We start from the raw sequence: 26,357 nt of genomic DNA on the forward strand, positions 1-26,357 counted from the left end.
TCTTTGGCTCTTGTTTTTATTCTTTCTTCTCTATTTTCTACTTTCCACTCTTGGTTTAGCCCGCTAAACCTGCGTAAAAAGAAAAATATATATTTGAAATAATACAAAATAAGATTGCCAATCAAATTTAAACAGTTACTTAGTTTTGCGATCTTTTACCTTTTGTCTTTCTTTGCGTTTCACAAAGAATATATAATAGCCTGTAATAGGCAGGCTGGCTCCTGCCAAAGAGAAGAAGCAGGTGAATATTTTAGACCAGACACCCCAGTAATTACCTACATGCAGTGAGTACACCCATGCCCATACCTTCACTGTTCCTTCCTGATCTTTGAACAGCGTGGCTTTTGTTATTTCTCCGCTTCTCTTGTCGAAAGCATACTGATCTGCGGCACGCGAGGTGACGGACGACTTCTGGTGTACCGTAGCCGATCCGTCCTGTATGCGGATATATTCATAATCGGGATTGGAGGTTTTCAATTCGCCGAATACTGTCTGCCATGAGGCATAATTAACCTCTTTCTGCTCGCCTTTATCTTTGTCTCCACGCTGACCTCTTTCCTGTCCCTGTTCTTGCTTTACTTTAGCCCCGAACAGCCTGAAAACAGTGTTACGATACCAGTCGAACGACCACATCATCCCCGTAAGGGCACATATCAGTAAGACAAGACAAGCATAAGCCCCCAATACATTGTGTAAATCATAAAACAATCGCTTCCTGCCTTTGCGAAGCTGTATCTTGAAGCGGCTCTTATTCATTCTTCGTGGCATCCATACAATGAAACCGCTGATGAGGATGAATACAAAGAGTAGCGTAGAAATACCTACAGTATATTTTCCCCATGTGCGGGTGCCGTCCAACAGCCAGCGGTGGAGTCTCATTATGGTATAGAACGGACTTTCCTGAAATTTGTAATAACCAGTCACTCTCCCTGTATATTGGTTGACAAAAGCAGTCTGGCGAAATCCTTTTTCGAGTGTCATGCGATATGTCCTTGCCGGATCGTCCGAAATCTGTACGGAAGCGACAGCATTGGTATCTAGCTGTGCATTAACAAGCGGGATGAGTTCTTCGAGTAGAATAGGTGGATTGCTTGTTTCATATTCGATAAAATAATGCGAAGGGTTTGATATTTCCAGTATTTCGTCCTGAAATACAAGTATTGCACCTGTAAGGCAAACTATTGTAATGATGATTCCCACAGGAATGGATAACCACTTATGAAGCTTCTTTAAAAATACACGCATAATTTTTTCTTTAATTGTCTCACAAAAAGAAAACCCGATGTTTCATGAGTTATCATAAACACCGGGAATCAACTATCATCAAAGTTAAGTAATTCTTAAACTATCATCGATACAAAGATCGATGTAATTATTTTCTCCGGCAATCGCAAGAAATAATGATATTTTACGCTCCCGGTAACAATAAATAGTGATCCTCCCCAAAACGACATAAATCTATGCTTTATGTCTCAGTATTTATCAGACCGGATACAACCGCCTATTTATGCACAGGCGTTTAAAAAATATCGGAGCAAAGGTCTTTATTATCTTTGTTACCGACAATCGCAACAAATAATGAAATTCGGAGAAGCTGATAACAAGAAATGGGTATTTGAAGGAAAGAAAATGCCCCCCAAGTGTTTACTGTAAAAAGTATTACCTTTGTTCTTTTCTAAAATATGAATAAAACATTTATGAAAATAAAAATACACCCTACTATTTTTATCCTGACAATCCTGTTTCTGATACCTTTATCATTGTCTGCTCAGTCAGGAGAAAACGGGCTTGAAGCTTATTTGCAAACGCAGAAGCTGACTAATGTCAGCCAAGTGGATAAATCGATCTGTTACGACCTGAAGTATGCAACTACTGACAATTTTACCAAAACAATTCTTTACGACAGCTTGTTAAATATATATCTGCATCCACTAGCTGCCACCAAATTAATTGAAGCGCAGAAGTATCTGAAAGCCCTTCACCCCGAACTTAGCCTGTTGGTCTATGATGCTGTGCGCCCGCTCAGTGTACAACGCAAAATGTACAACGTGGTGCAAAATACAAAATATGCTGCCTATGTAGCCAATCCGTCGCGGACAGGTTTGCACAATTACGGTATGGCTGTAGACCTTACTATTTGCGATACAGCCGGTAAGCCGTTGGATATGGGTACTCCTTTCGATTTCTTCGGTGCTGCCGCCGGAATAAACAGGGAGGCGGAACTTGTACAAAAGGGTGTACTCACCCGGCAACAGGTGAAGAACCGCGAACTGCTGAGAAAGGTGATGACGCACGCCGGATTCCTCACTATAAGGGGTGAATGGTGGCACTTCAATGCCGTTTCACTCACTGAGGCTAGACGCCAGTACAAAGTGATAGAATAACAAAAAACAGATTATAAATGAAACATATTTACATAACCTTTCTGACAGTTTTAGCTCTGAGCTTTTATAGCACCGAAGCTTCGGCTCAGTTTATCGTAGCACAGGACACGGTACGCGGAAGTGTTGATTTTTGCCCCCGCTTGGGCGATCTCAACAACAGTATTACCGTTCCCAACGACTCCGTTTTTTATATGTTTCCTGCCGACGCGGCAACAGAGCCATGGCGCTATGTAGACTACTATCTGCCTTCGCGCAGTACAAAGAGTGGCTATATAGGCGACCGCAAGCTAATGCGTATCGACGATTATGATATAATAGAAGTGGAGCGCCTTTCATCGCATGGTACTATTTCGTTCAAGAATGATGACGTGCGCGTGAATATTGCCGTATCGCCCGTCACAACCAAAGATACAGCTATAAAAAAGAATGCAAGAGGAGAATATATTGTGAACGACAAACCGGCAAAAGGTGTTGCCAGAGGGCAATCGCCCCAACTGAAGTATCAGTCGATATCGGTTACGATAAAAGGACATAACATCGTTTTCCCGAAAGGGGTATATGAACATTTACTCGACCCCGAAATAGACAACATGATTGTATATTATAATGCCGATAAATCTATTGTGTACATCTCTGCAAATAACGGGGGAACAGCCGCTTACTACAATGCCTTGTGGGCTGTGTCTCCAAGAGGTGTTGCTAATGTGTATATCTTCGATCCGGCTGAGAAGTGATTTTAAAAAAAATATTTTAAAATTAGTTAAACAAAATCGACTTATCGGTTGTTCTAATAAAAGTAATATATGCTTTAATTTATATCTGACCATGATATTGCCTTTATAATATTATTGAACATCAGATTTTCGTAAGAATATCATCGTGAGAGTATTATATTGATGAACGCCCTTAGAATCAATGTAAGGTTATGGTTTGGTCTTTGCATTTTAGCCTGTGAAGACTTTATTCTTTTTATTTATTGACGCTGTTATGCGCGGATTTAATGGACCTGGATCTGAATAATTTAAATAGTGAAGCCATGATTAAAAGCGATGTTGGAATGAATGCAGGGAGCATCCTTACCCTATTGTCAGACAAAGGTAGAATGTCTATTCGTGAGATAGGAGACTACACCCACTACAAGGACAAAGCAATATTTATAGCCTTAGGCTGGTTGCTAAGAGAGGATAAAGTCATTTTTATGGACAAGAACGGATTGCTATGCGTAGAGGCAAAGGATATCTGTTTGAGTGAGATTTACTATTAACAGAAAAAAACTCCCGCTAAGTATATTATGCTCAGCGGGAGTTTCCGTATATTATATTTTGTATCGATCTTATTTAACGATATCCATCAGTTCTACTTCGAAGATCAGGTTTGAAAACGGTTTGATAGTTCCCTGATCCCTGCTTCCGTATGCCAGGTCGTAAGGAATATACAGCATCCATTTCGAGCCTACAGGCATCAGTTGCAATGCTTCTGTCCATCCTTTGATAACCTGCGTTACACCAAACGTAATAGGTTCGCCCCTGTCATAGCTGTTATCGAATACAGTTCCATCAAGCAATGTTCCCTTATAATGTACTTTCACGCGATCAGAAGCTGTCGGTGTTTCACCAAAACCTTGCATCACAACTTTATATTGGAGTCCGCTAGGTAATGTAACCACACCTTCTGCCGTTTTGTTCTTTTCCATAAACGCATTACCTTCCGCTATTTGTTGAGCATATTGCCCTTTCAGAGCTTCGGCTTCTTTGGCTTCTTTGGCTTCCATCATTTTCTGCGATGCTGACTGTATCAACTGATCGGTATTATCGATCAGTGGGGTTTCATTTTTCAGGCTACCTGCAAAGGCTCCGATAAAAGCATCCATATTAAACTTGTCTTCTCCCCCCAGTACATCTGTCGAGAATTGTTTGGTCATCGTCCCCAACTGACTGCCGAGAGATATACCCGTATTGAATGCCGTATCGCCATTCTTCTGACGGATTGTCTGCTCGAATCCGGCAAGGAACCGATCCATATTCTTAATATTTGCATTGTTGATAGAGTCGATTTTAAACTTCAATTCTTTGTTCAACTTATCTTTTTTTGCTGCATCCTGTTCAGCTGCTATCTTCTGGTCATATTCAGCTGCGACAGACACAGTGTCTGTCAGCGCACCTAGCTGTGTGAGGTATGGTATCAGACCGTTCTGAGCAAGGTTTGTCCCTAGTGCATAAGAAAGGGAATCTTCTGCAGTTTTCAGTATCGGCTGCACAACTTTCTTTTGTGCAGAAACTGCTAATGGGCTGAGCAAAGCACAGGCAACCAAAGAGCAAATAAGGTATTTCTTCATCTCGATATTCTTTTTATAATTGATAATCTATATAGTTTCCAAGTATTGTGTATCTCCTTATCTTTCAAGGTGCAAAAATAGCATTTTTATTCTGTTAATTTAGATACGGAGAGTAAACTTATTGTGAAATGTTGTAAAAACGTGAAAACTAATCACTACCTTTGCAGCCGCTTTTATCGGAAAGCTCTCTTATGTCGAATGATTTTTGGGGTGGGAGTTAACCGTATAAAGGTTTTAATTACCACATAGATATTTGAAAATTTTTAATGAAAACATTTGAAGAGCTAGGGGTTGCCGCGAATATTCGTAAGGCGATCGAAGAGATGGGATATGAGAATCCCATGCCTGTGCAGGAAGAAGTGATTCCATACCTGCTTGGCGAAACAAACGACGTAATAGCATTAGCCCAGACGGGAACAGGTAAAACTGCCGCTTTCGGGTTACCACTTCTACAGAAGACCAATACAAAAGAAAACGTGCCTCAGGCACTGATTCTTTGTCCTACCAGAGAACTATGCTTGCAAATTGCAAGTGACTTGGCCGATTACTCCAAATATATCGAGAACTTACGTGTTCTCCCTGTATATGGCGGTTCCAGTATCGAGAGTCAGATTAAATCACTGAAAAGAGGAGTGCAGATTATAGTTGCCACCCCGGGACGTCTGATCGACCTGATAAACCGCAAAACTGTGGATCTGGCCAATGTAAAGAACGTAGTACTCGATGAAGCTGACGAGATGCTGAATATGGGATTCCTCGATAGTATAGACGAAATACTAGCGCGGGTGCCAGAAGACAGATTGATGCTTCTTTTTTCGGCAACCATGCCAAAAGAGGTAGCCAAGATCACTAAGAAATACATGAATAGCCCTAAAGAGATCACGATCGGTCGTAAGAATGAGGGGTCTAACAATGTGAAGCATGTCTACTACATGGTACATGCAAAAGATAAATATCTGGCACTGAAACGCATTGCCGACTATTATCCCAGCATTTACGGTATCATCTTCTGCCGTACTCGCCGCGAGACACAGGAGATAGCAGACAAACTGATTCAGGACGGCTACAATGCCGATGCTCTGCATGGCGACCTATCTCAGGCTCAGCGTGACTATGTAATGCAGAAATTCCGTATACATAATATACAATTACTCGTAGCCACAGACGTTGCTGCCAGAGGTCTGGACGTAGACAGCCTGACACATGTGATCAATTACGGTTTGCCTGACGATATAGAATCATACACACACCGTAGCGGACGTACAGGACGTGCCGGAAAAACAGGTACTTCCATCGCCATTGTCCATGTAAAGGAGAAAGGAAAGATCAGAGAGATAGAGAAGATCATTAATAAGAAGTTCGAGCAAGGCACCATCCCATCGGGAGAGGCTATTTGTGAGAAGCAACTTTTCAGTCTGGTAGACAGAATCGAAAAGGTGAAGGTAAACGAAGACGAGATATCTAATCTGCTTCCATCTGTATACAGAAAGCTCGACTGGCTCGAAAAAGAAGATATCATCAAACGTGTGGTAGCTCTTGAGTTCAACCGCCTGATCGATTATTACCGCGATGCACAGGAAATAGAATCACCATCAGACCGTTCTTCATCACGTGACGACAAATCTTACCCACGCCGGAAAGATCGCGATCGTAACGACCGCTCTTCGGGAGGACGCACAGCAGAGAGAGGCTATTCACGCCTGTTTATCAATGTAGGCCGCACCGACAATGTGAATCCGGCTACCCTTATGGGACTGGTAAACGACTTTGTACCGGAAAAGGTCAATATAGGACGTATCGACATAATGCAAAACTTCTCATTCTTTGAAGTTCCCGAAAAAGATGCACAAAAGGTGATCAAATCAATGAGTCGTCAAGAGCAAAACGGACGCCGTCTTTCAGTAGAAGTTGCTCAGGGTGGCGGAGGCTCGGATCGTTCGGGCGGAGACCGCAACAACCGCGAGCGTGGTGGTTTCAGAGACAGAGGTGCAAAAAGAGGAGGTTCAGACTTCAAATCATCGAAACCTTCTGATAAAGGAGGACACAGAAAAGGTCGCAAACCGAAGTTTTCGTAATTCGTAAGGAATTTTGATAATATATAATAATAGGGGCTGTTCTTACAAAGGAATAGCCTCTATATATTTAAAACGAAAGGATATGAAACACAAAATTAATCAGAGCTCTTCTAAGTTCATACATATAAATAAATACCCTATTTCAGGATCACTTTCATTTTACTTCTATCGTTTAAGAGTCTGTTTAAATTTCATTCATTCAGATTTTTATTCCCAAAAGAGCCTAAAAATGAATGAAAAAGAATCTATAATAAAATATTTTGGTAAAATTTAAACAGGCTCTAAGTTATAATTCAGCCATAGGCCTATTTTCATCCTTCAACTTAGAAGAATATTTTTCTTTTAGTCTTCTATTTGCCTCTATACTATAAAATAGTAAAGCAAAAAGTGGGTTTATACATGCAATAACTAAATATACTTTCTTTCTTGTAGAAGATATGTTTTTATTATTTAAAATCCTGTTTATAACATAAATCACAAACGGGATATAGGCTATAATTGCGATTCCTATTTCTAATAAGAAGTCACTCTCCTTTAATAAATCGATCATATTCATGTACTATTAAAGTATAAATTTTTGATAAATTCGTAGTCCTTGCGCAGGGTTTTTCATTCCTGAATCGTTGGAGTTCACAGAGATTCCATCATTTTCTATTTCATGATAGTGTTTTCCCGAAAGGCCATCTCTTAGTAGTGCTGCTGCATCTATCAATGCTGCTTTAGGGCTAACGAAAAATCTTACCCATGCTCTAAGGATAGAAATGTTTTTTTTAACTAAAAAAACTGTTAAATACAAATAAAGCAAAAATTAAATCAAAATAGTATTTAAAGATGATGTTATTCAACATATCGAACGTTGTTAATACTAAAATAAGATATTTCTATACAATCGCACAATAGCTATGAAATTCCCGTAAGTAAACATCTGATATACAAACAGCCTGACTAGAGAATAGTCAGGCTTTCTTTTTATATAACAACTGCATAAAAATCGAGAAGGTTTATCTATATGTCAGTTAACAGTCAACAGTGATCAGTTAACAATGGAAAGCGATCTTTAAAATAACACTCAGCAGAGCTAATTGATAAATCAGCAGAGCTAATTCGTGAAAATCAGAAAAAGTAATGAAAATAAAAACGGTGCAAATCCGTTACTTTCGTTACATTTTAGTTAAAAAATTTTTCTCGCAAAGACGCAAAGGAAAGAGATGCAAGCCTGTAGGGATTTAAGAGACTCTTCCTTCCGATCAGAGTGGTAGTTGCAGGAATAAAGTGTATATGAGGGCAAAAAGTAACAAGAATTGAAAATAGCGTAAATCTATTACTTTCGTTACTTTTTAGTTAAAATAACTTCACCTACTGTCGCATAATTATATTGCGCGGTGCATTGCTACGCGATATAATTGTACAATGGCGAAGGCAGGCAAATAATAGCCACACACTCTTATCGGGACTACAAATAATTAGTATGGCTATTTTGTTTATATAAAACTTAATCCTTTCTTTGCTTTTAGGAAATAAAACTCAAACTATTTACTATGAAGAGGCTAGTCGGTTATGTTTTACTTAAATATTTTGTAATTATATTTATCTGTATCAGTTTTTCGGAGAATATAAAGGCTCAGGATACTATCTATGTGATACAGACAAATAAGATATTAGATTCTTTGGTTCGGTCCGGACATGTAGTTATAAAGGTGGATCAACCTCCTGTATTTGAAAACGGAAAGAAAATGAAAGAATACATAGAAGAAAATGTGCGATATCCGGATGGAGTAAATACAGATTCTCTTGCAAGCAAAACTGTCTTTCTTAAGTATACAATAACAGATCGAGGCAACGCTGAAGATATTCTTGTTGCTAAAGGATTGACTCCGGAATTTGATGCGGAAGCTATTCGTCTGATTTCTTCCATGCCTCAGATGGTTCCCGGGAAAAAAGACAAAAAAGATGTATCGACAGTTGTTTTTCATGGATTACGTTTTCCAAAAATAAAAATCAAGGAGGAATATGAGGATAAGAAACCTCAGTTTGTAGGTGGGGAGAAAGTCATGCAACTATATATTGCAAACAAATTGAAGTATCCGAAGGAAGCTCTGAAAAGAAAAGCGGAAGGAAGGGTTATAGTTCGTTTTATTGTTGATAAAACAGGAGAACTAAAAGATATAGAAGTCGTAAAAGGAATTGATTATTCTCTTAATACCGAAGCAGTAAGAGTCGTAAAAGGAATGCCAAACTGGGAACCCGGAATGACCGAAGGGAAACCCGTTTCTGTTCATTTTACCTTACCCATCGTTTTCAGATTGAGAAAAGATATGATACAGGATATACCCGGTTCCAGATCGAATAAGCTAAAACAAAGGTGAACGAACTCTTTAGTGACTTAAACCGTTTAATATTATAGAGTGTAACCTGATCTAGCCCATGAGGCATATCGGTGTGTTAATATTATAAGTGTAGCATGTAAATTAAGAGTTATAAGACCTTATAACTGGTTTTTGTTTTATATATTTGCTTGTTTATTGCTTTGGCAGTAACGGTTTTCTTTACTATAACAGAAAAGTTATGAGCGAACAACACAATATATCGATTTTAGAGAAAGTAAATTATCCGTCAGACCTGAAAGATCTCAGCATAGAAGAGTTGGAGACACTTTGTACCGATCTTCGCACTTTTATTATAGACCAGCTGAGTAACAATCCGGGGCATTTTGGCTCCAGTCTGGGAACTGTGGAACTTACTGTCGCTCTTCATTATGTCTACGACACACCTTACGACCGCATTGTATGGGATGTCGGGCATCAGGCTTACAGTCACAAAATCCTCACAGGAAGAAAAGACCGATTTCATACAAACCGCCAGTTTGGAGGATTAGCCGGATTTCCCAATCCAAGCGAAAGCGACTATGACGCATTCATCGCAGGACATGCTTCCAATTCCATATCGGCCGCACTCGGAATGGCTGTTGCCTCCGAACTGAAACAAGAAAATAGGCATGTGGTGGCTGTTATCGGAGACGGTTCTATGACGGGAGGGCTGGCATACGAAGCGCTTAACAATGCTAATTCGCAGCCTAACGACATGCTTATCATACTCAATGATAACGACATGGCCATAGACGACAATGTGGGCGGAATGCGCGACTACCTCGTAAAAATGACTACATCTCCGGCTTATAATCGTGTAAGGAATGATGTGTATCAGAAATTTAAGAGAGGGAATCTTATTACGGACAAAGGTAAGAACTTTATACTGCGCTTCAACAATAGCCTCAAGTCATTACTGACCAAGCAACAAAACCTTTTTGAAGGCTTCAATATACGTTACTTCGGGCCGGTAGACGGGCACGACCTGCGCAGCCTTATCCGAATTTTACAGAACATCAAGGATATGAAAGGCCCTAAGATGCTGCATATCCACACCATAAAAGGAAAAGGATTCAAGCCTGCTGAGGTTTCGGCAACAGTATGGCATGCTCCGGGCAAGTTTGACAAAACGACCGGAGAGCGGATTGTTACAAAATCGAAAGACCAACCTCAACTGTTTCAGGACGTATTTGGACATACCCTTGTAGAATTGGCCGGAAAAGACACTCGCGTAGTAGGTGTTACGCCTGCCATGCCTACCGGATCATCCATGTCGTACATGATGAAGGAGTTTCCGGGCAGGGCATTCGACGTAGGTATCGCAGAAGCCCATGCAGTTACCTATTCGGCCGGACTGGCCAAAGAAGGGCTGATACCGTTCTGTAATATCTACTCTTCGTTCATGCAGCGTGCCTACGATCAGGTGATACATGACGTGGCCCTGCAAAATCTGCACGTAATCATGTGTCTCGACCGTGCCGGATTGGTCGGAGAAGACGGACCCACACATCATGGAGCATTCGACTTGGCCTATATGCGCTGCATACCGAACCTTATTGTTGCTTCACCATTCAATGAACACTATCTGCGTCATCTGATGTACACAGCGACTTACGGACAGGAAGGCCCATTTGTCATTCGTTATCCGAGAGGGCAAGGAGTCCTTGTAGACTGGGAATGTGAAATGAAGGTTCTGGAAATAGGGAAAGGCCGCAAACTGAAAAGTGGAAAAGACCTTGCTGTACTTTCTATAGGACCTATCGGCAATGCCGCACGCGATGCCATCTCTAAAGTAGAAGAGCAGGGGTTCTCCATCGCACATTACGATATGATCTTCCTGAAACCGATAGACGAAGCTTTATTGAAGGAAGTAGCAGAAAATTACGATAATGTGCTGACTATCGAGAATGGTGTATTGAAAGGCGGTCTGGGTAGTGCCGTCCTCGAATATTTCTCAGAAAACAACTATAATGATATAAAAGTCACCCGTGTAGGGTTGCCGGATGAGTTCGTTACTCATGGCTCTATTAAGGAACTGAATAAGCTTTGTGGAATTGATGTTCCGGGATTAGTACAGCATATACAAGGTGTTTTGGACAAGACGAATGTACCTCATCCCGAACAGGAGAAAGTAACAAATTAAAGTGATATAAATGAGAATTGTTATTGCCGGCGCAGGAGCGGTAGGGACACATTTAGCAAAACTATTATCAACCGAAAATCAGGACATCGTATTGATGGATACTGATAAGGAGAAGTTCAACCTTCTGGGTACCAGTCTGGAAATGATGACTATGACCGGATCGTGCACATCCCTGAAAGACCTGATGGAGGTAGATATAGACGAGGCCGACTTCTTCATTGCCGTTACTCCCGACGAATCTACAAATATCACAGCCTGTATGCTTGCAGCCAACATGGGAGCAAAAAAGACCTTTGCCCGTATCGACAACTACGAATACCTTCTGCCTAAGAATAAAGAGTTCTTTGAGAAGCTGGGAATTGGCTCTATGGTCTATCCCGAAATGCTTGCCGCCAAAGAAATAGTTTCGGCACTCAGACGCCCTTGGGCTCGTCAGTGGATAGAACTATGCGGTGGCGCTATTATCCTGGTAGGCGTGAAAGTGAGGGAAAACTCCGAGCTTGTAGATAAACATCTGTACGAGTTGGGGCATGAGGACAAGAAGTTCCATATCGTAGCCATCAAGCGAAACAATATAACCATCATACCGGGAGGGAAAGATAAGGTGCTGGCCGGAGATATAGTCTTCTTCACCGCAACAAAAGATAATGTGGAAGAGCTTCCCAAAATAGGAGGTAAAGCCAGCTTCGAGGTGAAGAACGTCATGATAATGGGAGGTAGTCGTATAGCTATACGTACCTGCCAATACCTACCGGATAATGTAAATATAAAGCTATTGGAATCGGATAAAGAGAAGTCGTACCAGTTATTGGAGCGCCTTCCCAAGAATGTAACCGTATATCATAATGACGGGCGCAATGCCGATTTCCTGCTACAGGAAGGGATAAACGAAATAGATGCCTTTGTGGCTGTGACGGGAAATTCCGAAGCCAACATTCTGGCCTGTATGGCTGCTAAACGTTTTGGTGTACGTAAAACGGTGGCCGAAGTAGAGAATATGGACTATATGCTATTGGCAGAAAACCTCGATATAGGGTCTATCATCAATAAGAAACTGATAACAGTTGGCAATATCTACAGATTCCTGTTGAGCGCCGATGTTTCGAATGTGAAATCCCTGACCATAGCCAATGCCGATGTGGCTGAGATTATAGCCCGTCCGAATTCCCGCATCACCAAAAAGGAAGTCAAGAAGATCATCTTCCCTAAAAATGTGACACTGGGAGGCCTTATCAGGAACGGTGAGCCTATAATGATAGATGGAGATACGCTTATAGAACCGTATGACCATGTAGTTGTATTTTGTCTCGAAGATTCGTTGCGCGAAGCCGAGAAACTGTTCCATTAAAGAGACCTGTATATATAAAAGAACTCGTACTGTGAATAACTTTAACTATCGGTTTGTACTAAAGACTATCGGCTTTCTGCTCATCATAGAATCCTTATTCATGATGGGAGCGACTGTTGTCTCTTTCTACCTGCGCGAAACGGCAGGTGATGCAATGCTGATAAGTTCTGCCATAACATTCTTTGCCGGAGTATTTGTGCGACTTACCGGAACAGAGGACTTCCCCAAACCGATAGGCAAACGCGAAAGTTTCTTCATGGTGGCTATCTCATGGATTGTATTATCGGCATTCGGTATGCTCCCATACTATCTTAGCGATGCCATTCCAAGCATCAGCAATGCTTACTTTGAAACTATCTCGGGACTGACAGCTACGGGCGCGACCATTCTCACCAATGTGGAAAGTATGCCGAGAGGATTACTCTTCTGGAGAAGCATAACCCAATGGATAGGAGGTCTCGGTATCGTATTGTTCGTTGCTACCATCCTGCCGATGGGGGGTAATGCTTCTGTAATGTACGATGCTGAAGTCACAGGTATTGGTTACGACCGTTTTCGCCCGCGTATATCCCAGATAGCCAAACGGCTTTGGATGGTATATGTACTTCTTACAAGTATTCTCATTCTGCTACTATGGGTAGGGCCGATGGGGCTGTTCGATTCTATTTGTCATGCTTTCACGACCATATCCACAGCGGGATTCTCTACGAAGCAGGATAGTATCGCCTATTGGAATTCGGCCTATATAGAATACGTCATTACCCTGTTTATGTTCATTGGTGGTATAAACTTCACCCTTATATACTTCTTCATGCAGGGTAGCCCTAAAAAGCTGTTGAAGAATGAGGAGTTTAAATGGTATGTAGCTATTATCCTTATCTTCGTCCTCATCATTGCTATAGGGCTCTATTCGTCAGGGAAGATAAACGGTGTAGAGAAAGCATTCCGTACATCCTTGTTTCAGGTAGTATCTATGATAACGACTACGTGTTTCACTACCGATAACTTTATGAACTGGGGATCTTTCTACCAATTTGTTGTCGTCATCTTTATGCTTTGTGGAGCCTGTGCCGGATCTACAGCCGGAGGTATCAAGATAGTAAGGATTATTATCCTGTTCAAAAACTCCCTGAATGAGTTTAAGCGTCAGGTACACCCCAATGCGATTTTGGCTATACGGCTCAACGACAGGGTGATCTCAATGGACGTTGTTACCAAAGTACTGGCTTTTATATTTCTGTATCTGGCTATCCTCATATTAAGTTGCCTGTTGCTATCCCTATCGGGCATGGGATTCGAAAACTCACTGGGTGCTGCTATCTCTTGTCTGGGCAATGTAGGGGGAGGACTGGCCGAGATAGGGCATACAGGAAGCTTCTCCGATGTACCTGTAGCATCTAAATGGTATCTTTGCTTTCTGATGCTGACAGGCCGCTTGGAGCTATTTACTGTATTATCCCTGTTCATGCCGGCATTCTGGAAAAGATAAATCATTGATATACATAATGAAAACACAGGTCGCACTTCTTACATTCCTATTTGTTATAAGCTACAGCTACGCTCAGGAGCAAAAGGTAAGCTTCCTTTTTGCCGGAGATGCCATGCAGCATAAAGCTCAGCTCGATGTAGCCAAAACAGAGAACGGTTACGATTACTCAGCTTACTTTCAGCATGTAGAAGACGAGATCAAACAAGCAGACATTGCCGTAGTCAATCTGGAAACTACCCTACCCGGAAAGAAATATTCGGGATATCCTTTCTTCGGCTCTCCTGATACTTATGCCTATGCGTTGAAGGATGCCGGTTTCGATGTCTTCCTCACAGCAAATAACCACATCCTCGATAAAGGTAAAGACGGGCTTGAACGTACCATTTATATCCTCGACTCAATGAAAGTAAAGCATACGGGTGTTTTCATCAATAAGGAGAAGCGGGACATCTACTATCCGCTGATGATGATAAAGAACGGCATCCGCATAGCTATGCTCAACTATACATATGGCACAAACGACTTTGTACCTACAGCTCCCAATGTAGTGAACTACATTGACAAAAAGCAGATGAAGGCGGACATAGATATGGCTAAGCAGATGAAAGCGGACATAATCATAGCCAACATACACTGGGGTGTGGAGTATGTGTTGAAACACAATAAGGCTCAGAAGGACATAGCCGACTACCTCATCAAAAACGGTGTACGCCTTGTGATAGGAGGGCACCCACACGTAGTACAGCCAATAGACATACAAAAAGACAGTTGTGGTATCAACAACATAGTTGTATATTCGATGGGCAACCTGATCTCTAATATGAAGCCTGTGAACACCAGAGGCGGCATGATGGTGAAGATAGATATAAGCAAGGACGAGAACAGTGCCATATCCATAGATTCCTGCAACTACTCGCTGGTATGGGTAAACAAACTGATGAAGGACAAGGATACTCCTACCTTCTTTGAACTGTTACCTGTAGCAGCTTTCGACAATGAGGAGGGAAAAGAAAAGCTCGGAGAAGCTGAGTTCCTGAAGATGCAGACCTTTGCCAAAAATGCCAAGAACGCCGTAGAAAGCCTTTGGAAAAAAGAACCTCAACCAACCGCCAATCAATAACAGGATGAGGTTGAAAGGCATAAGGCATATAGGGTGGATTCGAAAGACTATGGTACTACTTATGCTCTTATTCCTGATAGCTACACAAGCTTATCCTCAATATAGGTCAGGTATGATAATGACCATTTAACCACCCTCACTTTTGGCCCTGAGCGACAGAATGGATTTCGCATTTCTCTTTCGCTTGTTGCCATGTTCACGGCAGGAGCGGCCGACCGTAACGGGTTCAGATTGGGTGCAGGCGTAACACTGTCTCAGACCATAGACAACTGGACTTTCTCGCTCGGATCGGATATGTACAAAGCACGACAAAAATTCGGTATGGGAACTTCGTTTGCCGGCATCACTTTCGATGACGGGCGTTATGGAGGCTCATACTATGTCAATAAATACTACCAAGGTGACAGACAGCTGTCAGGCATCGTCAGCCTTCACCTCGATGACTTTCGTATCAACTTTGAAGATGACATATTGGCTACTCCGTTTACAGGCTTCAATATCTATGACCGCTACAGGACGGCAGCTCTGGAAGTCCGCTTCAAAGGCTTTATGATAGGCACAAATGTATATACGACCGATATCAATGGGGTGACCGATTTATCGTTCTCCAACAGCAGGGGCGTGTACCTCACAGGCAAACAGATATCAAGTCCCCTTTATGTGGGTTATGCCACAAACGGACTTATCCTGCGCTACGGGCTCAACAGCAGTCTGGGAGGCTTCGCCGGACAGAACGGATGGCACAGAGCCTTCTTCAATACCCCTGATTTTCACTTCGGCGGATACAAAGAACAGTTCATGCAAGTCGGTGTAGATAAGCCATATACAATGTACTGATATGAAGAAAACCATATTTACATTATCTATCATTATAACATTATATGGCTGTGCATCACGACCTAAGAACTTCACATATAGTTATAAACAAACCGACACTGGATTAGCCGGACGAATTGATCTGAACGGGTACTATGTCTCGCAGCATGGTTGTGATAGCACATTCTACTCCATGTACATGTTTTATCCCGATGGCTTGTTCACCATAGCTACGACTTCTACTATATCGCCCGAACTGATCGCCTGCTTCAAAGACGGTGGTAATTCCAAGATATGCCGTTATCCACTATGGGGCTTATACAAGATAGAAGGCGACCTGATAAAGACGCAGTCTATACGCACCGATGGCGGTGGATTTGTTATCTTCCGCGATTACAGGATATTACCTGATGGTAGTCTGATAAACGTAAGCGACTATGTGCAGCCTGAATACATCAATCTGGGCTATATGGAAAACTACCCTTCTTTCAAGGATAATTCGTGTGAAACAAAAGCCCGATTCTTTCCGATGGATGCAAAGCGCGATAAGAGAGAGTGCCCATTTATAGGAAAAAGTTGGTTTACTTCAAAATAGTCGTTTTTCCAAAAAAATACTATATTTGACTTTCTCAAACCACAACACTATGAAACCAAAGCTACTACTCGCATTCTTTCTCTTAATCACACTGTATTCATCAGCTCAATACCAACCAAAAGAAGATACTCATAGCCGGATGAACCCCCCTAGCTTGACTCTACAAAAAGAGATAATGCTTTCGAATCTTGATTACAAAATAGCATCCGGATACCCTTCTTATATACCAGATCAGGAATCTTCATCTATGTATGTGATGGCACCCCAAGAAAGCCAGCATCGCGATTTCAGCCCTGAATTTGGTTTTGCCCTCACCGGAGGCTACCTCTACAATCGTGTCTCTTTAGGTTATATCGGATTAGATATGGGATTCAGCCCATACCAAAAATATCCGTATTCGGGTAAGAGAGTAGATCAGGTAATTCTGGGATTGGGAATCTATATTGGCAGTTTCAATGGGGAAACAAAAGCAATCCCCACACTTAATCTCACCTATTCTACCGGAGGGGCGGGATTGTTAGATCTCGGGATCGCAGCATCACAATATCATGTGAATCCGTATGTAGGACTTAACTTTGCAAACTATATAAAGATACACACAGGTTACAGTTTTGGGTTCAAATCTATCAACGATAAAAGGCTAAAGGGCTTTACCATCGGCATAAAACTATCCATCGGCAGCCCTTCATATCACGTAGACCTATCAACCTGATATATGGTAGTATTTAATCTTCATCCTCGTCATCCTCTGCATCGAAGTCGTATTCAACATACTCCCTGCCCAGAATTTCATCTATCAGCAGACATGTTTCTGCAAACTGTGACATCGCGCTCAATCTGTCGATAGAGGAATAAGCTTCTTTCAGCGATTGCAGCATGACCACATCTTCTTCGCTAGGCCCCATTTCGGGACTTTCTACAAACCAGTGTAATTCGTTTTTCAGATTATCTCTTACCACATTGTAGAATCCGAGAGCAGCTTCGGTATCTCCCATCTGCTCTTTTACCTTTGCAGCCTCTACCATATCGTGTCCCAGCACATTCTTGTAATTGCGCATAATGGCAAGCGTAATTTTAGTACGCAGCACAATCGCAAAGTGTAATGCTTCCAGATCTTCTTTGAGGCGGTAATAGTAAGACAAGGTATTCAGAGAAGCGCGTATCATTGCCGTTTCAGTTATAACTACATCGCTGACTTTCTGCATCGGGTAACCCTTTGTCACCTGCTGGATGTTTTCGACTATATCGGGAATCATATCCGACAGCTTATCTGTTACAAGGTGGCGAATAGCCTCATGGCTGCCGTTTATATCCAAAGCAAAGATCAGACGGATAAGGTTTCTGAAAAGTGTAGCGTTACCTTCTTTTAGAGTAACGAAGTCATATTGACCGAGTGTGTCGCTTTTTCCTTCGGTGAACAACTCTTTTAAAATATCGTCGAGTATATCACCGTCTTCACGAGGCAACAAGGATAACAATTCATCCGTTTTGTTTTCTAGTATCAGTTCCCATAGTTGTTTGTCGTCTGTGTCGAATAGTGGTTTCAGCTCATCATTCAGTGTCAGTTTGTTCGTCATTTTCCTCTGTCGTATTAGTGGTTATTATTTGGTCAGTCGATTTCGCTTTACGCATCGCCTTATATATTTCTTCCTGTATCCGCTGGCGTATTCCCAGACTCATCAGCGCCTTGTGTGTACGTTTATCATACACTCTGTTCGACAAAAATATATAAATTAAATTATTATCGGGGTCTATCCAGAAACAAGTCCCCGTAAATCCTGTATGTCCGTATGTGCTTGCCGGAGTACTCGGACTAGTCGGGCTCGATTTATTCGTACGCATTTCAGGTTTGTCGAACCCCAAGCCCCTGCGCGAACTAGAGCTCTTCGTACTTGTAAACAGTTTGACAGTCTTTTCCGATAGATATTCTTCTCCGCCATACGTGCCCTCATTGAGCCACATCTGGTAAAGTTTAGCCAGATCGTTGGCATTAGAAAATAGTCCGGCATTACCCGATATTCCACCCATAAAGGCCGCACCTTCATCATGTACATATCCCTGTACGAGTTGCTTGCGGAGAAAATCGTCTTTCTCGGTAGGCACAATGTTGTTTTTATCAAACTTAGTCAACGGATTGTATGTAGTGGTAACAGACCCCAGACGGCTGAAGAAATTATCCTGAACAAATGTATTCAGGTCTTCTTTCGCTATTTTCTCAACAGTTTCTTTCAACAGCATAAAATTGAGACAACTGTACAGATAGCTTTTTCTTTTTCTCAAAGTAGATTTAGCAATAGTGGCTATGATGGTATCATTGTACGATCTGTTGACATACATTTTATCTGCCAAAGGTAAAAACCCAGCTTTAGGGACAGTAGAAACCATATTTGCCTTATACCGGTAATCGGTACGCGCCCATGTACTTTCGTCGAACTTCGCCGAATACAGGGCTGTACGTGTGCGGTTAAACAACTTCCCCTGATAGCTGTCCTTATTTATAGCATTCATATAATAGGGAATGAAAGAGGTCAGACCCGTCTCGTGCAACAATGCTTCCCTTATGGTAATCTGCGACTTATCCGTTCCTTTCAGCACAGGAACATACGTGCTGAGTGGTGAACTGAGTTTCAGCTTCGATTCGTCATATAACTTCATTACAGCAGGTAGTGTAGACGTAGCTTTAGTCATGGAAGCAATATCGTATATATCGCTGTTCTTTACCTTACGCGTACCGTTATACACAAATGAGCCGAACGAACGGTTATAGATAACTACACCGTCTTTCGCTATCAATACCTGACATCCGGGAAAGGCCTGTGCCTTTATTCCTTCCTGCACTATATTCTCTATTCCATTCAACCTGCCCGCTTCGATGCCTGTAGCTTCGGGTACTTCATAGCTCAGGCGTACTTTTTTTGTGTTCAGTCCCTTTCCTTCCTTAAAAAGATCGTCTACTGTAACCGGAATCTTTCCCGAAACAGCATATCCGCCAAAGATAGCCTGAGCTGCATAGTCCTGCGCCAGATCGGAGTTTTCATAGGCAAGGACTACTCCATCCGCTTTTTTAATGGCGGCAGTATAAGAACTCATACGATAAGGTACAACGAAAAAGGCTAATATGGTTTCTTTTCCCTGCGACAGACTTTGTATCGCCGCATTCACATTCGAACGGTTATTATGTACCGAAAAAATAACAGTATTGTATTTCTCCAGAATCTTCTTGATTCTCATCATGCCATCGCTATCCGCCACATTGAAGCAGGTTACGTCTGCGTATTGTTTCAACGTGTTATGGAATGTATTATCTGCTCCCCCACCGACAGATATGGCAGCTATCTTGCGCTTGTCCAGTTCCTTTAGCGGAATTATCTTTTCATCGTCTTTCAGCAATGTTATTGCATCCTTGTGCAGTTCCCTGTTGATCCACTCGGCGTATGATGTATTCAGGTTCTGGTTAAGATTTTTGATGTCTATCGGTTTGGTTTCGTGTACCCCCAGTATGTATTTATAGGTAAGTACCTTCTTGCATTTTGCCTCCAGTTGAGATTCACTCAATACCCCGTCAGCAACAGCTTTTTTTACTGCTTCAAACTCTTTTACAGGATTCACCGGTCCCAACAGAATATCATTTCCGGCCAGTAATGCCCGCACACAATAGTTATCTTCGGTAGATACACCCTTCATTTGCAAGCCATCTGTAAATATCAGTCCGGAGAAGCCCATCTCATTCTGCAACAAGTCTGTCGCAATAGCTTCCGAAAGAGAACTCGGTTGTCCTTTCGTATCGAGAGCGGGAATATCCAGATGTCCTACCATCATTCCCGACAATCCTGCTTTTATATATTCGTTGAATGGTCTTAACTCTACATCATCGAGCCTGCCCCTGCTGTGATTTATAACGGGCAATGTCTTATGAGAATCGGTAGACGTATCGCCATGACCGGGAAAGTGTTTTGCGACAGCCATCACGCCTCCGGCCTCAAGACCTTTGGAGTACATGATGCCCTGACGTGCTACACGCTCAGGATCTTCTCCGAACGAACGAGTGCCAATAACCGGATTGGCAGGATTACTGTTCACGTCCAGCGCAGGAGCAAAATTCACATGTATTCCCATCAAACGGCACTGACGTGCAACCTCCAAGCCGTAATAGTACAGAAGAGAATCGTTTTGTATAGCTCCCAGCATCATATTGCGCGGGAAGCGGGTAGTATTGGACAAACGCATTGATAAGCCCCATTCGCCATCGAGCGAAATCATCAGAGGCACTTGCGCGGCTTTTTGCGCGGCATTAGTCAGGCTTGCCTGATTGGCTGGCGTACCCTTCGAGAACAGTAAGCCGCCTACATATTGGTTATTTACCAGACTCAGCATCCTGTTGCGGTTAGCATCAGTTACATCACCGGCTATTACGGGCATGAACAACTGCCCGATACGCTGCTCTACAGTCAGTTGGTTATAGACGGAATCTACCCAATGGCTTACTTTTTGCTCATCGGCAGATTCTTCGAGGGCAGGTATCACTTTTTTGTTTTCAAGGGCTGTGCTATGCAGGTATGAAGCTGTAAACAGGACAGCGATTGCCGCTATATATTTTATTTTCATTCTGTTATTTCTTGTCAAGGATTTTCGGGTAACAATTTACCCGCGTACAAAAATAAACGGAATATATTTTGCAGGGAAAGAATAACGGATTAATAAACATAGATTAACATCAGAAAGGTGCCGGAACGAAAAACATAGAGATGAAAATCAAAAACTATCATTGACTCTAATAATTATATTTCCAATAATATAACAGGTAGAAGTGTTTGTATATTTCCGAAATATTTTTATCTTTGCATCCGCTTTGCGTAATCTCTGACGAGAGAGGCTCGTGTATATTGCGTATATTAACAACAAAACCATCATATAATCATGGACTTAATTAAAGTTGCAGAAGAAGCATTCGCTACAGGAAAAGAGTTTCCTAGTTTCAAGAGCGGTGACACGGTTACTGTTGCTTACCGTATTAAAGAAGGTAACAAAGAACGTGTACAGCTATATCGCGGTGTAGTTATCAAGATCGGCGGACATGGAAGCAAAAAACGTTTCACAGTTCGTAAAATGTCTGACAATATCGGCGTAGAAAGAATCTTCCCGATCGAGTCTCCATTTATCGACAGCATCACCGTAAACAAAGTAGGTAAAGTTCGTCGTGCTAAATTGTATTACCTTCGTAATCTTACAGGTAAGAAAGCCAGAATCAAAGAAAAAAGAGTTGTTACAACTAAACAAGCTTAATTCTTTTTCCGGACTAGACACGAAAAGATATCGGAAGAGCCTGCTACCTAAGCAGGCTCTTTTTTTATAGCAAATGATTGATGGTTAAAAAACAAACACAAGAAGCAATGAAAATTACAAATCACCTGCCATAAAAACCGGAAGTATGGGAGTATATTTCCTGTTATTTCACCAAATTATTTCTACCTTTATTTTTTGTAACAGGACACTTTTCGACCCGTTGCAACAATATCCATATTATTTCGATAACAATATATGAAAGACTTTATAATATCCGAATCAAAAAATGAGCAGGCTGTTCTTGTGGGACTTATCACGCAGGAGCAAACAGAAGAACAGGTAAAGGAATACCTTGACGAACTGGCTTTCCTTGCCGAAACAGCCGGCATTATTCCCGACAGGAATTTTACCCAGAAGCTCGACAAGCCCAATCCGGTGACATTTGTCGGTACAGGTAAGCTACAAGAGATAAAGCAATATATGGAGGATAACGAGATCGGGCTTATTATCTTCGACGACGAACTGTCACCCAAGCAATTGCGTAACATCGAAAAGGAATTACAGACAAAGATACTCGACCGCACCAGTCTTATCCTCGACATTTTCGCTATGCGTGCGCAAACGGCTTATGCCAAAACACAGGTGGAACTGGCGCAATACCAGTATCTGCTTCCGCGACTGACACGTATGTGGACTCACCTCGACCGTCAACGCGGAGGGGGAGTTATGATGCGTGGTGTGGGGGAAACCCAGTTGGAGACCGACCGTCGTATTATCCTCAACAAGATATCTTTCCTGAAAGAGGAACTGAAGAATATAGACCGCCAGATGGCTTCGCAGCGCAAAAACAGAGGTAAGATGGTACGTGCAGCTCTTGTGGGATATACTAATGTGGGAAAATCTACGCTGATGAACCTGTTAAGCAAGTCGGAAGTGTTTGCTGAAAACAAACTCTTTGCCACGCTCGACACTACTGTCCGCAAGGTGATTATCGACAATCTGCCGTTCCTGCTGTCCGACACTGTTGGATTTATCCGCAAATTGCCTACCCATCTGGTAGAATCATTTAAGTCGACACTCGACGAAGTGCGTGAAGCCGATCTGTTATTGCATGTTGTAGACATCTCACACCCTAACTTTGAAGAACAGATAGAAGTGGTGAAAAACACCTTGCTGGACATAGACAAGGAAGAAAAACCCACTATTCTTGTCTTCAACAAAGTGGATGCCTTTACCTATAAGCCGAAAGAAGAAGACGACCTGACTCCGGCTACTAAAGAGAATATCTCACTGGAAGAGTTGAAGAAATCGTGGATGAACAAAATGCACAACGATTGCATCTTCATTTCGGCTAAGAATAAGACGAATGTAGACGAACTGAAAGAAATGCTATACGAGCGTGTAAAAGCAATCCATATAGAACGCTATCCATACAACGACTTTCTGTTTCAGAAGTACGACGAAGAAACTGAGTGATGCTATCATGCAAAAGGCAATAGCTCACATAAAAGAATCATTAAAAGCGCATTACCCCGAGAGTGAAATTTCGGGGTTTACGCGTATTATCGTAGAACATATAACCAAAGAGTCATACACTCGATATTTACTTGATAACAAGCCGTTCTCGGTCGAACAGGAGAAACAGTTGGAGAGCATTCTCGAACGGCTAAGAACATACGAGCCAATACAGCACATTACAGAAGATACCGAGTTTTTGGGTCTTCCTTTCTTCGTCAACAAGAATGTACTGATTCCCCGTCCCGAAACGGAAGAGCTTGTAGAGTTAATCCTCAACGAAAATAAAGAATTCGGTTTGAGAGTCTTAGATATAGGCACCGGTAGTGGCGCCATTGCCATCGCATTAGCCAAACACCTGAAGAATACAGAAGTAACGGCATGGGATTTTTCCCATAAGGTGTTGGATATCGCTGTATTCAACTCTAAGATAAATTCGGTGGATGTATCTTTCAGGCTGGTGGATGTACTCAAAGATTTCCCTACAGACAGGCAGTACGATATCATTGTCAGCAATCCACCTTATATTCTCGAAAACGAGAAAAGCACAATGGATAAGAATGTTTTGGACTACGAGCCTCATTCAGCCCTGTTTGTACCCGACAGTAGCCCTTTGCTGTTTTACGAACGTATAGCCGACATTGCATTGCAGGTACTTTCCGCCAATGGAAAACTCTATTTCGAGATCAATCAGGCTAAAGGAAATGAGACTGTAGAAATGCTCGAAAGCAAAGGGTTCAGAAACGTATCTTTACACAAAGACCTGAGCCAAAACGACAGAATGGTAAAAGCGGCCTCCCCTAACCCCTCCACAGGAGGCGGATAAGATAGATACATGACAAAAGAGCAAAGAAATAACAGACACAATTCCTCCCCTACGGGGAGGCAAGGAGGGGCTAAACTCTCCGAACCCCAAGCCCTCAATCGCATTGCAGCATATTGTTCGCGAGCCGAACGGTGTGAATCAGACGTGTGCAAAAAGCTCGTTGCATGGGAGTTGGAGGATAGTGCGGTGAAACGGATCGTAGAACGGCTTAAGCAAGAAAAGTTTCTGGATGATGCCCGCTTTTGCCGCAGCTTCGTCAACGATAAGCTGAAGTTCAACAAGTGGGGCAAGACAAAGATCATCTTTGAACTGAAGAAGCGAAATATATCGGCTTCTATCTACAGTCCCATACTGGAAGAGCTATCAGGTGATCAGTTTGAAGAGCAACTGATACACATACTCTCGGTAAAAGCCAAAAGCGTAAAAGGAAAAACCGAATACGAGCGTAAAACCAAACTGATCCGCTTTGCTCTTGGCAGAGGCTTTTCGATGGATATGACGATACGATGCGTAAACAAACTACTGGGTGGCGATTATGAAGACGCTTTTTTGTAACTTCCTCAACCTCTTCTTTCCCGACCTTTGTGTAGTGTGTAACGAAAAACTATCGGAAGGCGAACAGCATATCTGCACCGATTGCCTGCTGCTTCTGCCCAAAACCAATTTTCACCTGCAACCCGACAATCGACTGGAGCAATTCTTTGCCGGACGCATCCCTTTCCGCCACATTGCCGCTTACGCTTACTTCGTAAAAGGCGGCAGCATACAACAGATAATCCACGAACTGAAATATAACCGTAATCCTGAGATCGGTAACTTTATAGGTGAGCTGTGCGGCGAAAACATAAAAGGTAGCAACTTCATTTCGGCTATCGACCTCATCGTGCCTGTACCCCTGCATCCTAAAAGGGAAAAACAGCGTGGCTATAACCAATCGCTAGAGATTTGCAAAGGGATGTCAAAAGTCACTGGTGTCCCCGTAGATAGCACAACACTTGTGCGTACAGTCAACAATCAGTCGCAGACCAAAAACTCACGTTTCGACCGTTGGAAGAATGTTGAAGACATTTTTGCCCTGACCGATAATGAAGCCTTCCGCAACAAGCATATCTTGCTGGTAGACGATGTTATCACTACAGGTTCCACGCTGGAATCTTCGGCAAAAGAAATACTCAAAAGCGAAGGCAGCAGTATCAGCATCTTTGCTGTGGGAACGGCGGGGTGATTATTTTTCCAAAACTGCACTTAGCCAGTCAATATCATCCACCGTCAGATACTCTTTAGGTATAGCCGGTATTTTTACGGTATCTCCTTTAGCTGATATTCTGAAATATTGCGGCTTTAATTCGGGTTTCTCATAATCTGCATATTGCCATATATACTCGATAGTATCTACTACAGTTCCATTCCATTTATACTTGTACAAAACTCCCTCATATCCATATCCCACTCCGCGTATTATTTTCTCTTTCGGATAAAATGTCGGATTTATAAATTCGTATTTATCAGACAGCCGCCCGGTTTCCGCATCGCTCAGGTATATATCATGTACATTGCGACGGCAGCAACCAGACGACGGATACCACCATACATCCAGATCTTTCAGTCCGTCTCCGTTTACATCACGTATTGTATCTCCTATATATTCCAACACGAATTCTTGACTGAACAACATTTCGAACCGGTCATTTTTAGCTAAATAAATATCAAGTATAGATGAACTCCCCCACGATGGGATACGTTTCACATACAGATGTTTATGTTTATCCGAAAACAAATTTCCATAAACGACTTCCACATCCACATCTCTAGCTATGTGCTCTTGACATTCTACATTTACCTTATACTTGTTTAAGTAAAAGTCTCTATCTTTCACAAGAGCAATTTTACTCATCGCATCTTCCAATGCCTTCATAAGAAAAATGCTATCAATGTTGATCTCAGTATCATCCTCAGTAGGGTTAATCTGTGTCGAATTCTTTTCTTTACAAGAAAAAAGTAATATAGCTAAAAATATTATCAGAAGCAGCTTATTCATAACGAATGTGTTAATGTATAAATA

23 protein-coding genes are annotated in these 26,357 nt (G+C 42.1%); 17 read left to right on the plus strand and 6 right to left on the minus strand.

All coding sequences use genetic code 11. The features are described 5' to 3' along the window. Positions 1–135 precede the first annotated feature (135 nt). Entirely contained in the window at positions 136–1,245 is a 1,110-nt protein-coding gene (locus M2448_RS01680; RefSeq protein ID WP_280644537.1) for a PepSY-associated TM helix domain-containing protein, read from the minus strand. A gap of 452 nt (positions 1,246–1,697) precedes the next feature. Between M2448_RS01680 and M2448_RS01685 the strand changes: the two genes are divergently transcribed. The 3 genes from M2448_RS01685 (at position 1,698) to M2448_RS01695 (ending at position 3,648) form a co-directional block, all read left to right on the plus strand. Then, complete coding sequence (locus M2448_RS01685; RefSeq protein ID WP_280644538.1) at positions 1,698–2,384, plus strand: M15 family metallopeptidase; 687 nt, start codon at positions 1,698–1,700, stop codon at positions 2,382–2,384. A 17-nt stretch (positions 2,385–2,401) separates the two neighbouring features. Then, on the plus strand, positions 2,402–3,118 hold the full coding sequence (locus tag M2448_RS01690) for a hypothetical protein (RefSeq protein WP_280644539.1): 717 nt from the start codon (positions 2,402–2,404) through the stop codon (positions 3,116–3,118). A 302-nt stretch (positions 3,119–3,420) separates the two neighbouring features. Next, positions 3,421–3,648, plus strand: a complete 228-nt coding sequence (locus M2448_RS01695; RefSeq protein ID WP_280644540.1) for a winged helix-turn-helix domain-containing protein — start codon at positions 3,421–3,423, stop codon at positions 3,646–3,648. Between the two features lie 69 nt (positions 3,649–3,717). Here M2448_RS01695 and M2448_RS01700 read toward each other — a convergent pair whose 3' ends face one another. After that, on the minus strand, positions 3,718–4,719 hold the full coding sequence (locus M2448_RS01700; protein ID WP_280644541.1) for an FKBP-type peptidyl-prolyl cis-trans isomerase: 1,002 nt from the start codon (positions 4,717–4,719) through the stop codon (positions 3,718–3,720). A 266-nt stretch (positions 4,720–4,985) separates the two neighbouring features. On the opposite strand from M2448_RS01700, the gene M2448_RS01705 reads away from it, so the two are divergent. Beyond that, positions 4,986–6,794, plus strand: a complete 1,809-nt coding sequence (locus tag M2448_RS01705; RefSeq protein WP_280644542.1) for a DEAD/DEAH box helicase — start codon at positions 4,986–4,988, stop codon at positions 6,792–6,794. Between the two features lie 286 nt (positions 6,795–7,080). Here M2448_RS01705 and M2448_RS01710 read toward each other — a convergent pair whose 3' ends face one another. After that, entirely contained in the window at positions 7,081–7,344 is a 264-nt protein-coding gene (locus M2448_RS01710; protein WP_280644543.1) for a hypothetical protein, read from the minus strand. Positions 7,345–8,332: 988 nt separating this feature from the next. Here M2448_RS01710 and M2448_RS01715 point away from each other — a divergent pair. From M2448_RS01715 to M2448_RS01750, 8 genes are all read left to right on the plus strand, one after another. Continuing rightward, entirely contained in the window at positions 8,333–9,160 is an 828-nt protein-coding gene (locus M2448_RS01715) for an energy transducer TonB (protein ID WP_280644544.1), read from the plus strand. Positions 9,161–9,359: 199 nt separating this feature from the next. Further along, positions 9,360–11,303: a 1-deoxy-D-xylulose-5-phosphate synthase gene (gene dxs / locus M2448_RS01720; protein ID WP_280644545.1), complete on the plus strand. Its 1,944-nt coding sequence runs from the start codon at positions 9,360–9,362 to the stop codon at positions 11,301–11,303. Positions 11,304–11,313: 10 nt separating this feature from the next. Next, positions 11,314–12,651, plus strand: a complete 1,338-nt coding sequence (gene trkA / locus M2448_RS01725; RefSeq protein ID WP_280644546.1) for a Trk system potassium transporter TrkA — start codon at positions 11,314–11,316, stop codon at positions 12,649–12,651. Between the two features lie 31 nt (positions 12,652–12,682). Beyond that, positions 12,683–14,140 (plus strand): TrkH family potassium uptake protein, encoded by a 1,458-nt coding sequence (locus M2448_RS01730; protein ID WP_280644547.1) that lies wholly within the window; start codon positions 12,683–12,685, stop codon positions 14,138–14,140. A gap of 16 nt (positions 14,141–14,156) precedes the next feature. Next, the gene (locus M2448_RS01735) at positions 14,157–15,260 is read left to right on the plus strand and encodes a CapA family protein (protein ID WP_280644548.1); all 1,104 of its coding nucleotides are present in this window, start codon (positions 14,157–14,159) and stop codon (positions 15,258–15,260) included. Positions 15,261–15,452: 192 nt separating this feature from the next. Then, entirely contained in the window at positions 15,453–16,097 is a 645-nt protein-coding gene (locus tag M2448_RS01740) for a polymorphic toxin type 23 domain-containing protein (RefSeq protein WP_280644549.1), read from the plus strand. A 1-nt stretch (position 16,098) separates the two neighbouring features. Beyond that, positions 16,099–16,671, plus strand: coding sequence for a hypothetical protein (locus M2448_RS01745; RefSeq protein ID WP_280644550.1), 573 nt, complete (start codon positions 16,099–16,101; stop codon positions 16,669–16,671). A 49-nt stretch (positions 16,672–16,720) separates the two neighbouring features. Continuing rightward, positions 16,721–17,383 carry a hypothetical protein gene (locus M2448_RS01750; protein WP_280644551.1) on the plus strand — a complete coding sequence of 221 codons (663 nt, stop codon included), beginning with the start codon at positions 16,721–16,723 and terminating at the stop codon, positions 17,381–17,383. Positions 17,384–17,396: 13 nt separating this feature from the next. Here the strand turns inward: M2448_RS01750 and M2448_RS01755 are convergent, their stop codons facing one another. Both M2448_RS01755 and M2448_RS01760 read right to left on the minus strand, forming a co-directional pair. Further along, positions 17,397–18,248 (minus strand): hypothetical protein, encoded by an 852-nt coding sequence (locus tag M2448_RS01755; protein ID WP_280644552.1) that lies wholly within the window; start codon positions 18,246–18,248, stop codon positions 17,397–17,399. Beyond that, complete coding sequence (locus tag M2448_RS01760) at positions 18,223–21,276, minus strand: glycoside hydrolase family 3 N-terminal domain-containing protein (RefSeq protein ID WP_280644553.1); 3,054 nt, start codon at positions 21,274–21,276, stop codon at positions 18,223–18,225. The genes M2448_RS01755 and M2448_RS01760 overlap by 26 nt, the downstream gene beginning before the upstream one ends. 312 nt (positions 21,277–21,588) lie before the next feature. Here M2448_RS01760 and rplS point away from each other — a divergent pair, with 312 nt between their 5' ends. From rplS to M2448_RS01785, 5 genes are all read left to right on the plus strand, one after another. Next, entirely contained in the window at positions 21,589–21,954 is a 366-nt protein-coding gene (gene rplS, locus M2448_RS01765) for a 50S ribosomal protein L19 (protein WP_280644554.1), read from the plus strand. A gap of 255 nt (positions 21,955–22,209) precedes the next feature. After that, positions 22,210–23,430: a GTPase HflX gene (hflX, locus tag M2448_RS01770; RefSeq protein ID WP_280644555.1), complete on the plus strand. Its 1,221-nt coding sequence runs from the start codon at positions 22,210–22,212 to the stop codon at positions 23,428–23,430. A gap of 7 nt (positions 23,431–23,437) precedes the next feature. Beyond that, the gene (prmC, locus tag M2448_RS01775) at positions 23,438–24,295 is read left to right on the plus strand and encodes a peptide chain release factor N(5)-glutamine methyltransferase (protein ID WP_280644556.1); all 858 of its coding nucleotides are present in this window, start codon (positions 23,438–23,440) and stop codon (positions 24,293–24,295) included. A 9-nt stretch (positions 24,296–24,304) separates the two neighbouring features. Further along, positions 24,305–24,850 (plus strand): regulatory protein RecX, encoded by a 546-nt coding sequence (locus M2448_RS01780; RefSeq protein ID WP_280644557.1) that lies wholly within the window; start codon positions 24,305–24,307, stop codon positions 24,848–24,850. Further along, the gene (locus tag M2448_RS01785) at positions 24,831–25,520 is read left to right on the plus strand and encodes a ComF family protein (protein ID WP_280644558.1); all 690 of its coding nucleotides are present in this window, start codon (positions 24,831–24,833) and stop codon (positions 25,518–25,520) included. The genes M2448_RS01780 and M2448_RS01785 overlap by 20 nt, the downstream gene beginning before the upstream one ends. Here the strand turns inward: M2448_RS01785 and M2448_RS01790 are convergent, their stop codons facing one another. After that, positions 25,521–26,333 (minus strand): hypothetical protein, encoded by an 813-nt coding sequence (locus M2448_RS01790; protein ID WP_280644559.1) that lies wholly within the window; start codon positions 26,331–26,333, stop codon positions 25,521–25,523. Positions 26,334–26,357: the final 24 nt, after the last annotated feature.

It is taken from the genome of Dysgonomonas sp. PF1-14, assembly GCF_029892965.1.
Classification (GTDB): domain Bacteria; phylum Bacteroidota; class Bacteroidia; order Bacteroidales; family Dysgonomonadaceae; genus Dysgonomonas.

What these genes read in the sequence shown, in the direction of transcription:
- M2448_RS01680 (WP_280644537.1), bottom strand. Translation starts at nt 1,245, where the DNA reads ATGCGTGTATTTTTAAAGAAGCTTCATAAGTGGTTATCCATTCCTGTG.
- M2448_RS01685 (WP_280644538.1), top strand. Translation starts at nt 1,698, where the DNA reads ATGAAAATAAAAATACACCCTACTATTTTTATCCTGACAATCCTGTTT.
- M2448_RS01690 (WP_280644539.1), top strand. Translation starts at nt 2,402, where the DNA reads ATGAAACATATTTACATAACCTTTCTGACAGTTTTAGCTCTGAGCTTT.
- M2448_RS01695 (WP_280644540.1), top strand. Translation starts at nt 3,421, where the DNA reads ATGATTAAAAGCGATGTTGGAATGAATGCAGGGAGCATCCTTACCCTA.
- M2448_RS01700 (WP_280644541.1), bottom strand. Translation starts at nt 4,719, where the DNA reads ATGAAGAAATACCTTATTTGCTCTTTGGTTGCCTGTGCTTTGCTCAGC.
- M2448_RS01705 (WP_280644542.1), top strand. Translation starts at nt 4,986, where the DNA reads ATGAAAACATTTGAAGAGCTAGGGGTTGCCGCGAATATTCGTAAGGCG.
- M2448_RS01710 (WP_280644543.1), bottom strand. Translation starts at nt 7,344, where the DNA reads ATGATCGATTTATTAAAGGAGAGTGACTTCTTATTAGAAATAGGAATC.
- M2448_RS01715 (WP_280644544.1), top strand. Translation starts at nt 8,333, where the DNA reads ATGAAGAGGCTAGTCGGTTATGTTTTACTTAAATATTTTGTAATTATA.
- dxs (WP_280644545.1), top strand. Translation starts at nt 9,360, where the DNA reads ATGAGCGAACAACACAATATATCGATTTTAGAGAAAGTAAATTATCCG.
- trkA (WP_280644546.1), top strand. Translation starts at nt 11,314, where the DNA reads ATGAGAATTGTTATTGCCGGCGCAGGAGCGGTAGGGACACATTTAGCA.
- M2448_RS01735 (WP_280644548.1), top strand. Translation starts at nt 14,157, where the DNA reads ATGAAAACACAGGTCGCACTTCTTACATTCCTATTTGTTATAAGCTAC.
- M2448_RS01740 (WP_280644549.1), top strand. Translation starts at nt 15,453, where the DNA reads ATGTTCACGGCAGGAGCGGCCGACCGTAACGGGTTCAGATTGGGTGCA.
- M2448_RS01745 (WP_280644550.1), top strand. Translation starts at nt 16,099, where the DNA reads ATGAAGAAAACCATATTTACATTATCTATCATTATAACATTATATGGC.
- M2448_RS01750 (WP_280644551.1), top strand. Translation starts at nt 16,721, where the DNA reads ATGAAACCAAAGCTACTACTCGCATTCTTTCTCTTAATCACACTGTAT.
- M2448_RS01755 (WP_280644552.1), bottom strand. Translation starts at nt 18,248, where the DNA reads ATGACGAACAAACTGACACTGAATGATGAGCTGAAACCACTATTCGAC.
- M2448_RS01760 (WP_280644553.1), bottom strand. Translation starts at nt 21,276, where the DNA reads ATGAAAATAAAATATATAGCGGCAATCGCTGTCCTGTTTACAGCTTCA.
- rplS (WP_280644554.1), top strand. Translation starts at nt 21,589, where the DNA reads ATGGACTTAATTAAAGTTGCAGAAGAAGCATTCGCTACAGGAAAAGAG.
- hflX (WP_280644555.1), top strand. Translation starts at nt 22,210, where the DNA reads ATGAAAGACTTTATAATATCCGAATCAAAAAATGAGCAGGCTGTTCTT.
- prmC (WP_280644556.1), top strand. Translation starts at nt 23,438, where the DNA reads ATGCAAAAGGCAATAGCTCACATAAAAGAATCATTAAAAGCGCATTAC.
- M2448_RS01780 (WP_280644557.1), top strand. Translation starts at nt 24,305, where the DNA reads ATGACAAAAGAGCAAAGAAATAACAGACACAATTCCTCCCCTACGGGG.
- M2448_RS01785 (WP_280644558.1), top strand. Translation starts at nt 24,831, where the DNA reads ATGAAGACGCTTTTTTGTAACTTCCTCAACCTCTTCTTTCCCGACCTT.
- M2448_RS01790 (WP_280644559.1), bottom strand. Translation starts at nt 26,333, where the DNA reads ATGAATAAGCTGCTTCTGATAATATTTTTAGCTATATTACTTTTTTCT.